Source organism: Massilia sp. S19_KUP03_FR1, assembly GCF_036688685.1.
GTDB lineage: Bacteria > Pseudomonadota > Gammaproteobacteria > Burkholderiales > Burkholderiaceae_D > JALYUM01.
Map to the genome: position 1 here is coordinate 108508 of NZ_JAQQPS010000016.1, position 12396 is coordinate 120903.

Consider the following 12396-nt stretch of genomic DNA (forward strand, 5'->3'; position numbering starts at 1 on the left):
TTGATTTCAGATGTCGAGCGGGTCCACTTCCAGTGACCACTTGACCCGGCTTTTCATGTCGCGCAGGGCGGCCAGCCACACTTTGAGGAAGGCCTGCAACGCCGGGCGCGAAGGCGACTCGAGCAGCAGCTGGGCGCGATCGACGTTGTACACGCGCGTCATCGTCATCGGGATAGGATCGTTGATGGTGATCCCTTCGTGTTCCATGCAGTCGCGCGCCGCTTCCAGGAACGCAATGGCGTTGGCCAGCAGCGGCGCCTCCGCGCGCAGCAGCGCCTGGTACATGAACGGCGGCAGCATGGCCTGCTTGCGTTCGGCCAGCAGGCTGCCGGCAAAGCGGTCGTAATCGTGATGCATCACTGCCGCGTACAGCGGGTGCGACACGTAGCGCGACTGCACCAGCACTTCGCTGGCGTTACCACCCTCATTGCGCGCAGCCCGCCCAGCCCGACCCGCCACCTGCATCAGCTGCGCGAACAGGCGCTCGCTGGCGCGGTAGTCCTGCGAGAACAGCGCCGTATCGGGATTCAGAATGCCGACCAGCGTCAGCTTTTTGAAGTCATGGCCCTTGGCGACCATCTGGGTGCCAATCAGGATATCGACCTCGCCGCGGTGCACCGTATCGAACGCCGCCTGCGCGCTGCCTTTTAAACGCGTGGAGTCGGCGTCGATGCGCAGGATGCGCGCCTGCGGGAACAGCAGCTGCAAGCCCTCTTCCACGCGCTGGGTGCCGCGCCCGAGCGGCTGCAGGTCGACGTTGCCGCAGGTCGGGCAGTGGCGCGGAATGCGCAGCTCCAAACTGCAATGGTGGCAGCGCAGCCGGTGTTCCGGCTTGTGCAGCACCATGAACGAGGTGCAGCGCGTGCAGTTGCTGATCCAGCCGCAGGCGTCGCAGCTGATCACCGGAGCGTAACCGCGCCGGTTCAAAAACAGCAGCGATTGCTCGCCCCGTTCCAGGCGCAACTTCAACGCGGCCACCAGCGCGGCGCTGAGGCCGTCCTTGCCGCGATCGCGCTCCATGTCGATCAGACGCACAGTGGGTAGTACAGCGTCGCGGACGGCGCGTTCGCGCAGCTCGAGCAGGCGATAGCGGCCGGACTGCGCGTGGTGCCAGCTCTCCAGCGACGGCGTGGCCGATCCCAGCACGATCGGGATTGCCAATTGGCGCGCGCGCCACACGGCCAGGTCGCGCGCCGAGTAGCGCAGGCCTTCCTGCTGTTTATAGGACGGGTCGTGCTCTTCGTCGATGACGATCAGCTTCAGGTTCGGCAGCGACGCCAGGATGGCCAGGCGCGTGCCCAGCACGATGCGCGCGCGGCCCTGGTGGGCGGCGATCCAGTGCAGGCCACGCTCGCCCTCGGACAGGCTGCTGTGCAGGGTCGCCAGCATCACGCCGGGAAAGCGCGTGCGGATATTGCCTTCCAGTTGCGGCGTCAGGTTGATTTCGGGGACCAGGATCAGGATCTGCGCATCTTGCTCGCGCGCGAGTACCTGCGCGCAGGCCTGCAAATACACCTCGGTCTTGCCGCTGCCGGTCACGCCGTACAGCAGCAGCGGCGTGAAACCCTGTGCGCCGCCGATGGCGTCGGCAGCGATTTGCTGCGCCGCGTTCAGCGCCGGCATATCGACCGGCGCGCCGTCGTGGGTCTGCTCCAGCTTGGCCATCTTTTTCAGCGCGCGGTCCAGCGCCACGGTGCCGGCGGCGCGCAGGTTCTTGGGCAGGCCGGGCAGCGCGACTTCCCCCAGCGGGCGCTGGTAATAGTCCGCCGCAAATGCCGCCAGCGCCAGCCAGCGCGGCGACAGGGGCGCCAGCTGGCTGCGCACGGCCAGCGCATCCTTGAGCTTGTCGAGGGGGACGTCGGTATCGTCCTTGACGGCGACGATCAGGCCCATCATGTCGCGGTTGGCAAAGTTCACCAGCGCCAACTGGCCGACCTGCGGCCGCTCTTGCGGCGCACACGGCCAGCGGTAGTCGAAGCAGCTGTTAAGCGGCGTGTCGAGGGCGAGCTGTAGGATGCAGTGCGTCAAAAGAACCTTGCGAAATAGCTGTGGACAACTTTGTGGACAAGGAAGGGCTTGACCTGTTTTAAGGTTTACGTTAGGTCAAGCATTTCACCGATAAAGCAAGTTTCAAGAAATAAATTTCTTTGTAAATCAATGACTTGGAAATTAAGCTTACCCACAGCTCGCAAAAACCTGCCAAGCACAACTTTGTGCATAACTGCAGATTTTGCCGAGTCAATGTCCGTTGTCAAAGGTGTCTCAGCGCGCTGCGGATGTCACGATTAGAAGTAAACCCCGGAAAATCAAGGACTTCTGCTTTTATCCACACAGCCTGTGTATAACTTTGTGAACAAAGTCTGGAGAAAGGAACATTGTGACAGAACAATGACACAAATAGCTGGGGCGGGTTACTTCCGGTTGTTTAATTATTCAATTAAATCAACAGCTTACAATTTTAACTTCATCCAGAACATTTCCACAGGCCGAAAAGTTACCTTCTGGTAATTTGTGCATAACTGTGGTTTTGGTGCGTTGCGAGATATGGCAGAGTCAGGATGGCGCGGACTGCCAACACAGGCAAAACCGTCATACCGGCGCAAGCCGGTACCCATATTTATAAGCAGAAAGCTGATGCTTAAGCGGAACGTTGGCCCCGGCTAAAGCTGTGCACCGCCTCCACCATCGCCGTCACCGACTCCACCGGCGTGAACTGCGAAATCCCGTGCCCCAGGTTGAACACGTGTCCGTGCCCGTCGCCCGGCGTGCCGTACGACGTCAACGATCGCTCGACTTCCGCACGGATCTGCTCGGGATCGGCAAACAGAATGGCCGGATCCAGATTCCCCTGCAACGCCACCCGGTCGCCGACCAGGGCGCGCGCGCGCCCCAGGTTGACAGTCCAGTCCAGCCCCACCGCATCGGCGCCGCTGTCGGCGATTTCATCGAGCCACAGGCCGCCGCCCTTGGTGAACACGACGGCGGGAATGCGCACGCCATCCTTTTCGCGCTTGAGCTGGGACAGCACCAGCTTCATGTAATCGAGCGAGAAGCTCTGGTAGGCGCCGTCAGCCAGTGCGCCGCCCCATGAATCGAAGATCATGACAGCCTGCGCGCCGGCATCGATCTGGGCGTTCAGGTACTGGGCCACGGCGGTCGCGTTGATGGTCAAAATGCGGTGCATCAGGTCGGGCCGGCCGTACAGCATCTTTTTGATGGTGTGGAATTCGCGCGATCCTTGTCCCTCGACCATATAACAGGCCAGCGTCCACGGGCTGCCCGAAAAGCCGATCAGCGGCACGCGGCCATTGAGGGCGGTGCGGATCTGGGTCACTGCCTTGAAAACGTAGTCGAGCGACGCCATGTCTGGCACTTGCAGCGCCATCACATCGGCTTCGGTGCGCAGCGGACGCTCGAACTTCGGCCCTTCTCCTTCGACGAAATACAGGCCCAGGCCCATCGCATCGGGCACGGTCAAAATGTCGGAGAACAGGATCGAGGCGTCCAGCGCATAGCGGTCGAGCGGCTGGAGCGTCACTTCGGTGGCGTAGTCGGGGTTCTTCGCCAGTCCCAGAAACGAGCCGGCGCGGGTGCGCGTGGCGCGGTATTCCGGCAGGTAGCGGCCGGCCTGGCGCATCAGCCAGACCGGGGTGTAATCGGTCGGCTGGCGCAGCAGGGCGCGCAGGAATGTATCGTTCTGCAGCGGGGCGAATTGGGACATGGCGGCTCGTGTGGCGTCGAAAAGCCGCTATTATCGCATCCTCCGCTGCACCCTTATAATGCCCCACCCCCAACCGAACGGACAAGCCATGACCAAGCAGATTGCAGCCGCCGGCAGCTGGATTTCCCCGATCGACGCAGCGACAGTCGCCGCGGGCGCTGCGCCCATCGCGCAAGCGGTGCCCGATGGCGACGACCTGTACTGGCTGGCCGGACGCGCCAGCGAGAACGGGCGCACCACGCTGCTGCGTTTGCGCGGCGATGATCTGCATGAAGTCACCCCGGCTCCGTTCAATGTCCGCAGCCGCGTCCATGAATACGGCGGCGGGGCCTATCTCGCCTCCGGCGGCGCGGTCTGGTTCTCGAATTTTGCAGACAATCGTATTTACACGGCCGCCGGCGATGCCGCGCCACTGCCAATGTCGCAGGAAAACCAGCAGCACCGCTTTGCCGACTTCGTGCTCGACGAAAGCAAACGGCGTTTGATTGCCGTGCGCGAACAGCACATCGAAGGCGAGACCTATCCGGTCAACACGATTTGCGCCGTCGGTTTCGACGGCGTCGAGACGGTGCTAGTCGACGACAACGATTTTTATGCCGCGCCGCGCGTCTCGCCCGATGGTCGCCAGCTGGCCTGGATGTGCTGGGACAACCCGCGCATGCCGTGGCAGGGCACGGAACTGTGGCTGGCCGAGATCGACGTCGACGGCACCTTGATCAACGGCCGCCTGATCGCCGGCAGTGCCGACGAAGCCATCTGCCAGCCCGAGTGGTCACCATCGGGCCTGCTGCACTTCGTGTCGGACCGCAGCGGCTGGTGGAATTTGTATGCGTTCGACGACGGCGTGGTGACGGCCCTGTGTCCGTTCGAGGCGGAATTCGCAGCGCCGCACTGGAGCTTCGGCGGGGCCATGTACGGCTTTCGCGCCAACGGCGACATTGTCTGTACTTATATACAGAACGCGATCAGCAAGCTGGCTGTCCTGCCGGCCGGCACGCACGGGCTGCAAACCATCGATACGCCGTACCAGGAAATGCGCGACCTGCGTGTACAAGGCGATAGCGTCACGCTGCTCGGTGGCGCGCCCACCATCGCTGTCGAACTGGTCCGCCTCGACATCGCGACCGGCACGCGCACCGTGCTGGCCAAATCGATCGCAACCCTGCCGGACGCCGCCTACCTGTCGGTCGCACAGGCCGTCAGCTACCCGAGCGCCAACGGCCGCAGTGCGCACGCGTTTTATTATCCACCGGCGAACCCGGATTTTGCGCCGCTGGCAGGCGAGCTGCCACCGCTGATGGTCATCGGCCACGGCGGCCCGACCAGCATGGCCACCAGTACCTTGAAGCTGGCCACCCAGTTCTGGACCAGCCGCGGCATCGCCGTGCTGGACGTGAACTACGGCGGCAGCAGCGGTTTCGGTCGCGCCTATCGCGATGCCTTGCAAGGCCAGTGGGGGGTGGTCGACGTCGACGACTGCGTGGCCGGCGCCGAATACCTGGTCGCGCAGGGGCTGGTCAATCCCGACCGCCTGGTCATCCGCGGTGGCAGCGCCGGCGGCTACACGGTGCTGTCCGCCCTCGCCTTCCACGACGTCTTCAAGGCGGGCGCCAGTTATTACGGCGTGTCCGACCTGGCAGGCCTCGATGCCGACTCCCATAAATTCGAAGCGCGCTACACCGATTACCTGATTGCGCCGCAACCGCAGGCGCAGGCGCTGTATCTGGAACGCTCGCCAATTCACCACGCCGACAAGCTCAAGAGCCCGATGATCTTCTTCCAGGGCCTGGACGACAAGGTGGTGCCGCCGCCGCAATCGGAAGTGATGGTCGACGCGCTCCGTAAAGCCGGCGTGCCGGTGGCGTACATGACGCTCGAAGGCGAAGGCCATGGCTTCCGCAAGGCGGACAGCATCGTCCGCACGCTGGAAGCGGAGCTGTATTTTTACCTGACCGTGTTCGGCATCACGCCCCCAGCGGGCCTGCCGGCGGTCAATATCGAAAACAGGACAACATGATTCAGTCGGTCGTCGATACGCTGTTCAACGCCAGCACTACCCTGCAAAAACAGATTCTCGCCCTGCTGGCCATTGCCGGCGAACCGGTTGGCCGCAAGCGCATCGGAGAATATCTGACGCCGCTGTTCGAAGGGACCGCGTCAGCCCTGTCGTTCGAGATCGACCAACTGCGCGACCGCGGCCTGATCACCGAATCGGTCGGGCGCGGCTTCACCATCGTACCGGGCGTGGCCTGGCCGGCGCTCGACGCCGTCCTGCGCAACCACAGCTTCGGCGATGTGCGTGACCTGTACCTGGCCGCCATGCCGATGCGCACCACCTGGCAGGGCAGCGTGAGCCTGCGCAGCTACCGCCATGGCCTGGCCCTGCTGCGCCTGGCCCTGTTCGACGGCGAAGGCCCGAAAGCGGTGGCCAATTTGCTGGCCGCCTGCCTGGCCTGCCACGAGTCGGCGTATCTGCACCCGCTGGTCGAAATCTTCGGGCGGCCGTTCGTGCCCGACATGATCGAACACATCAACCCGGCCCTGCGCGCGGACATCATGGCCGTGCTGTTGAACCAGGCGCAGCGCGACCCGCTCACCGCGCCGGCCATGCGCGACTATGCCCTCGACCTGACGTCGACAACCGGCGGCTCGGTCAATCTGCGCTCCGCTGTCACCGCACACCTGATCCTGTGCGGCCGCCTCGATGAAGCCACGCGCGTCATGGTCGACCTGGACAGCTCGACGACGCTGTACCACGCAGCCACGATCATGCTGCTGCGTGACGACAGCGAGAAAGCGCTGGCTGGCTTTGAACTGGCCCTGAAAACGCTGCGCAAGGAAACCGGCAAGAGAAAAGCCATTTTTGAGGGCTTCGGCGGCTATCTGTATGTAACGGCCTTGCTCAGGAGCGGTGATCCGAAACATGACAAGCTGGCCGAGGCTTACCTCGACAGCGCCACGCGCGCCGTGCAAAGCCACGACACCGCCGTCTACCAGCAGCTGTCGATGCTGCGCCAGATCCGCGCTGGCACGGTCGACACCGACGTGCTCCGGTCACGCAATTGGGAGGTCGCACTACAACCCGTCACCTTTCGCGCGCTGATGTACTGGTGGCTGGGTGTCGAACAGCTCGATGAACACCGCATGCGCCTGGAAGAAGCGCTGGACCAGGCCAACGCCGCCGGTTTCACGCTCATCGCCGCGCAGCTAGCCGCCGTCCTCGGGCAACTCGGCTACGTCAGCCACGAGCGCGACGCCATCACGCTGCGCCAGAACGGCCGCCTGTCCGACATGAGCATCTGGTTCGCGCGCGAAGAACCGTGGCAGCGCCAGTTGAATGCCCTGATCAACCTGCAACCGGCCGTGAATGTCGAAACGGTCAAGGAATCGCGCCTGGTGTGGCTGTTGCGCTACCAGGACGAGATGGGCGTGCAGCACATCGAACCGCGCGAACAGAAGCGCGATGCCCAGGGCGGCTGGAGCCGCGGCCGCGCCGTCGGCCTGAAACGCCTGTCCGAGGAAGCGGCCGAGCTGGATTTCCTGACTTCCCAGGACCTGCAGGTGGCCAGCACCATCGCCGGCTACAAGTATTATGGCAACAGCGCGGTGCGCTATGAGTTCGACACCGGTAAAGCCATCGCGGCGCTGATCGGCCACCCGCTGCTGTTCTGGTTCGACACCCCCGGCACCCGCATCGAGCTGTTGCCGGGCGAGCCGGAGCTGCTGGTGAAAGCGGCCGGCGGCAAGGTCACCATCACCATGCGTCCATCGCTCACCAGCGACGAACGCCTGGACAGCATCGTCTCGCGCGAAACACCCACGCGCTTGCGCGTCGTGAAAATCAAGGACGAGCACCGCCGCATCGCCGCCATCGTCGGGGAAGGCCTGGTCGTGCCGCTGCAGGCCGAGCGCCAGGTGCTGCAGGCCATCGGCGCCATCTCCGCGTCGATCACCGTGCAGTCGGACATCGGCGGCAGCGCGGCCGATATCGAGCAGGTGACGGCAGACCCGCGCATGCACGTGCACCTGCTGCCGTATCAGCAGGGCCTGAAAATGCAGATTTTGGTGCGGCCGCTGCCCGGCGCCGGCGCCTACTATCCGCCTGGCGACGGCGGCGAGAGCGTGATCGCCGACGTGAGCGGCGTGCGCACGGAAGCGAAGCGTGACCTGAATGGCGAGCGCGAGGCCGAACGTGAACTGATTGGCGCCTGCCACGGCCTCGACCACGCCGAACCCGAACACGGCGAATGGCTGCTGGGCCAACCGATCGCATGCCTGGAACTGCTGGCCGAACTGCAGGAACTCGACCCGACCAAAGTGGTGGTGGCGTGGCCGGAAGGCGAGTCGTTCCGCGTCATCAAAAAGGTGGAGACGAAAGCGGTCAAACTGTCGATCAAGCGCGACAAGGACTGGTTCGCGGCCAGCGGCGAAGTGGAGGTCGACGAGAACAAGGTGATGGACTTGCGCACCCTGCTCGAGAGCCTGCGCGCCGGAGAAGGCCGCTTCGTCGCGCTGGGGAACAACCAGTTCATGGCGCTGTCGCATGAACTGCACCGCCGCCTGATGGAGCTGTCCTCGTTCAGTGACCCCACCGGTGACGGGGTGAAAGTCAATCCACTGGCCAGCTTCGCGCTGGAAGAGCTGGCGCAGGATGCGGGCGGTGTGCAGTCCGATAAAGCGTGGAAGGATCACCTGGCGCGCCTGGCATCGACCAGCGATTACGTGCCGCAGCTGCCATCCACACTGCAAGCCGAACTGCGCGATTATCAGTTAGAGGGCTTCAGCTGGCTGGCACGCCTGGCCCACTGGGGTGTCGGCGCCTGCCTGGCCGACGACATGGGCCTCGGAAAAACCCTGCAGGCGCTGGCTTTGCTGCTGCTGCGCGCCCCGCAAGGACCGGCGCTGGTGGTGGCGCCTACGTCGGTCTGCATGAACTGGATCGCGGAAGCGGCGCGCTTTGCGCCAACCTTGCGCATCAAACTGTTCGGCCCCGGCGACCGCGCCGACATGCTGGAGAACGCCGGCGCCTTCGACCTGGTCATCTGCAGCTACGGCTTGCTGCAGCTGGAAGCGCCGTCGTTTGCCAAGGTCAAATGGCACAGCATCGTGCTCGATGAAGCGCAAGCGATCAAGAACGCCAACACACGCCGCTCGCAAGCCGTGATGGCGCTGCAGGGCGACTTCAAAATGGTGGCCACCGGCACGCCGCTGGAAAACCACCTGGGCGAATTGTGGAACCTGTTCCGCTTCATCAACCCGGGTTTACTCGGCAGCGCCGACCAGTTCAGCCTGCGCTTTGCCGGGCCGATCGAACGGGCCCAGGACAAGCGCGCTGAAACGGCCGCGCGCGCGCGCCTGCGCCGCCTGATTCAACCGTTCGTGCTGCGCCGGATTAAATCGCAGGTGCTGGCCGAACTGCCGCCGCGCACCGAGATCGTCATCCCGGTCGACCTGTCCGCCGACGAAACGGCGCTGTACGAATCGCTGCGGCGCCAGGCCATCGACAAGCTGGCGAATTTGCAGCAGCCGCAGAACCAGAAGGCCATCGAGATTCTGGCCGAGATGATGAAGCTGCGTCGCGCGTGCTGCAATCCGAACCTGGTCGCGCCCGAACTGGGGCTGGCCAGCAGCAAGCTGGCGCTGTTTGCGAAACTGGTCGACGGCCTGCTGGAGAATAAACACAAAGTGCTGGTGTTCAGCCAGTTCGTGGATCACTTGTCCTTGATTCGCCAGCACCTCGATAAAGAGGGCATCCGCTACCAGTACCTCGATGGTTCGACGCCGATGCAGGAGAGGAAGCGCCGAGTGGACGCTTTCCAGGCTGGCGACGGTGACCTGTTCCTCATCAGTTTGAAAGCGGGCGGGGTCGGCATCAACCTGACCGCGGCCGACTACGTGATCCACATGGATCCGTGGTGGAACCCGGCCGTGGAAGACCAGGCCTCGGACCGCGCGCACCGCATGGGCCAGCTGCGGCCCGTGACGATCTACCGCCTCGTCACCCGCCACACCATCGAAGAAGGCATCGTCGACCTGCACCGCCACAAGCGCGACCTGGCCGACAGCCTGCTGGAAGGGACCGACAGCGCGGCGCGCCTGTCGCCGGCCGACATGCTGGCCATGCTGCAGGAGGGATTGGCGAAGTGATGGCGTGCGCTCCACTGCTGTGCGATCATGCCTCTTTGAACGTTCAGTTGTAGGGGAGTAGTGACAGCGATGGATGAAAACAACGCAGGACACGCAGCGGCGCACGCGCAGGTCATCGGGCGCAAATCCTGGCTCGCGTATGGCGGCGTCGCGCTGCTGGCCGTGATCCTGTTGGGCGGTTTGCTGCCGGCCGCCTTCCTGTGGAACGAGACGGCCGCGCTCTGCGTGCTGGTGGCGTCCGGCGCCATCCTGTTTTACCGCATCGCCTTGCTGCGCAGCGTGCTGCTGTACATTGACGATGCCGGCGTCTGGGTCCACGCCGGCGTGCTGCCCTGGAAAAAGGGCGTCACCGGAGTGAAATGGCGCGACGTTGACGAAGCGACGTATGCACAGGGCTTCTGGAGCTGGCTGACGCGTTCCTACATGGTGCGGATCGGTCACCGCTTCACCAAATCGAATGAAATCGTATTGTCCAATATCGGCGGCGGCAAACACGCCGTCGGCTTGATCAATGCGCGCCACCAGGCGATCGTCCGCGCAGGACTGGACGATTGACCACCTTTATCAAGACAAGGTCCCGACCATGATGAAAACGAAAATTGCGCTGGCAGTGATGCTGGCCACGCTGGCGCTGGCGCCGGCAAGTGCCGCCAAAAAGCATGGCAAAGCCACGCACAGCACCACCAAATCCAAGGCCAAGGCCAAGCCCGAGAAGGCCGCCGCGGCAGCGCTGCCGGCCATCGTCGCCGCGCCTGCCGACCGGCGCCAGGACCGCGCCCTCGACACGCTGGCCATGCAGTTCCTCACCGCCCTGTGGCGCATCGATCCGGAGAACGGGATTGGCGTCGGCAAGTATGAAGCCGCCGCCAACCTGACCTTGCCCGATCCGGCCACGCGCGCCAAACAGCTAGCCTTTGCCAACGACTGGCTGGCCAAATTCCGCAAGCTCGATGCCAGCCAGTTATCCAGCAAGCAGCGCACCGACCAGGCCCTGTTGATCAACAAGCTGGAAACCGACCGCTGGTTCCTGACCACCTTCAAGGCCTGGGAGTGGAACCCGGCGCTGCACAATATCGCCCAGCCGCTCGACCTGATTTTGACCACGGAATACGCCTCGAAACCACAGCGCCTGCGCACCCTGCTCAAGCGCCTGGCCAACGTGCCCGCGTTCTACCAGGCCGCGCAGGCATCGATCGTCCATCCAACCCACGAGCACACGCAGCTAGCCATTGCACAGGCACCAGGCACGATGGCGATCCTGGCCGATATCGGCAAGGCCGCGCAGGAATCGATTTTGACGGTGCAGGAAAAAGCGATTTTTGCGGCCCGCATCGCCAACGCCGGCACCGCGCTGATCGGCTACACCGACTTCCTGTATGACATCGACCGCAAACAGCAGGCGAACAACAGTGCCCGCTCCTTCCGCATCGGCAAGGACCTGTACGACGCCAAGTTCGCGCTCGAAATTCAATCGTCCAGCAACGCCGAGCAGACCTACCAGAAGGCTTTGCGCGCACGCGAAGAACTCCTCACGCGCATGGACGGTTACGCCGACACACTGTGGGCCGGCACCATGGGCAATGTCGCCAAGCCGGCCGACCGCACCGCGAAAATCGGCGCGGTCATCGACAAGCTCTCGAGCCGCCACGTCGCGCGCGAGAATTTCGTGTCCGAGATCCGGCGCCAGATTCCGGTGCTGCAGGACTGGGTCATCAAGCACAACCTGCTGTCGCTCGACGCCAGCAAACCGCTGGTGGTGCGCGAAACGCCGATGTACCAGCGCGGCGTGGCCGGCGCGTCCATCGACGCCCCGGGCCCGTACCGCCCGCGCGACAAGACCTATTACAACGTCACGCCAATGGACGGCCTCTCGGCGGCCCAGGCCGAAAGCAGCCTGCGCGAGTACAACGAGTGGATTTTGCAGATCCTGAATATCCACGAGGCGATCCCGGGCCACTACGCGCAACTGGTGTATGCGAACCGCTCGCCGTCGCTGGTCAAATCCCTGTTCGGGAACGGCGCCATGGTCGAAGGCTGGGCTGTGTACGGCGAGCGCATGATGCTCGAGTCCGGCTACGGCGACAACACGCCCGAGATGTGGCTGATGTATTCGAAGTGGAATTTGCGCAGCGTATCGAACACCATCCTCGATTACAGCGTCCACGTACTTGGCATGACCCAGCAGCAGGCGCTCGACCTGCTGGTGCGCCAGGCGTTCCAGACGCCGCAGGAAGCGGCCGAAAAATGGCGACGCGTGCAACTGTCGTCGGTGCAGCTGACCAGTTATTTCAGCGGCTACAGCGAGATCATGGAGCTGCGTGAAGAGCGCAAACGCGCACTGGGCGACAAATTCGATCTGAAAGCGTTCAATGACAAGTTCCTCAGCTACGGCAATGCACCAGTGCGGGTGATCCGCGAATTGATGATGCAGCAGTAAGTACGCACTCTCGGCTGGCTGCGCTCGCAGCCGGCTTCTGCCCTCCTCTTCTCCAAATGATCATGTGCAGATCCGCACAGCGCGCCTGCCG

The 12396-nt window shown here is 63.7% G+C and carries 6 protein-coding genes; 4 read left to right on the forward strand and 2 right to left on the reverse strand.

What is annotated here, in order from left to right:
• Nucleotides 1–6: 6 nt before the first annotated feature.
• Together V6M87_RS18300 and hemE are read right to left on the reverse strand one after the other, a co-directional pair.
• Nucleotides 7–2028 carry a primosomal protein N' gene (locus V6M87_RS18300; protein WP_332878083.1) on the reverse strand — a complete coding sequence of 674 codons (2022 nt, stop codon included), beginning with the start codon at nucleotides 2026–2028 and terminating at the stop codon, nucleotides 7–9.
• A gap of 610 nt (nucleotides 2029–2638) precedes the next feature.
• Complete coding sequence (gene hemE / locus V6M87_RS18305; protein ID WP_332878084.1) at nucleotides 2639–3721, reverse strand: uroporphyrinogen decarboxylase; 1083 nt, start codon at nucleotides 3719–3721, stop codon at nucleotides 2639–2641.
• An 88-nt stretch (nucleotides 3722–3809) separates the two neighbouring features.
• Between hemE and V6M87_RS18310 the strand changes: the two genes are divergently transcribed.
• The 4 genes from V6M87_RS18310 (at nucleotide 3810) to V6M87_RS18325 (ending at nucleotide 12305) form a co-directional block, all read left to right on the forward strand.
• Complete coding sequence (locus tag V6M87_RS18310) at nucleotides 3810–5738, forward strand: prolyl oligopeptidase family serine peptidase (RefSeq protein ID WP_332878085.1); 1929 nt, start codon at nucleotides 3810–3812, stop codon at nucleotides 5736–5738.
• Nucleotides 5735–9868 carry a DEAD/DEAH box helicase gene (locus V6M87_RS18315; RefSeq protein ID WP_332878086.1) on the forward strand — a complete coding sequence of 1378 codons (4134 nt, stop codon included), beginning with the start codon at nucleotides 5735–5737 and terminating at the stop codon, nucleotides 9866–9868. Before V6M87_RS18310 ends, V6M87_RS18315 begins: the two co-directional genes overlap by 4 nt.
• A gap of 69 nt (nucleotides 9869–9937) precedes the next feature.
• Nucleotides 9938–10423, forward strand: coding sequence for a hypothetical protein (locus V6M87_RS18320; RefSeq protein WP_332878087.1), 486 nt, complete (start codon nucleotides 9938–9940; stop codon nucleotides 10421–10423).
• Between the two features lie 28 nt (nucleotides 10424–10451).
• Entirely contained in the window at nucleotides 10452–12305 is a 1854-nt protein-coding gene (locus V6M87_RS18325; protein ID WP_332878088.1) for a DUF885 domain-containing protein, read from the forward strand.
• Nucleotides 12306–12396: the final 91 nt, after the last annotated feature.

Excerpts from the sequence above, each read along its gene's own strand:
- hemE (WP_332878084.1), bottom strand. The coding sequence starts at position 3,721 with ATGTCCCAATTCGCCCCGCTGCAGAACGATACATTCCTGCGCGCCCTG.
- V6M87_RS18310 (WP_332878085.1), top strand. The coding sequence starts at position 3,810 with ATGACCAAGCAGATTGCAGCCGCCGGCAGCTGGATTTCCCCGATCGAC.
- V6M87_RS18315 (WP_332878086.1), top strand. The coding sequence starts at position 5,735 with ATGATTCAGTCGGTCGTCGATACGCTGTTCAACGCCAGCACTACCCTG.
- V6M87_RS18320 (WP_332878087.1), top strand. The coding sequence starts at position 9,938 with ATGGATGAAAACAACGCAGGACACGCAGCGGCGCACGCGCAGGTCATC.
- V6M87_RS18325 (WP_332878088.1), top strand. The coding sequence starts at position 10,452 with ATGATGAAAACGAAAATTGCGCTGGCAGTGATGCTGGCCACGCTGGCG.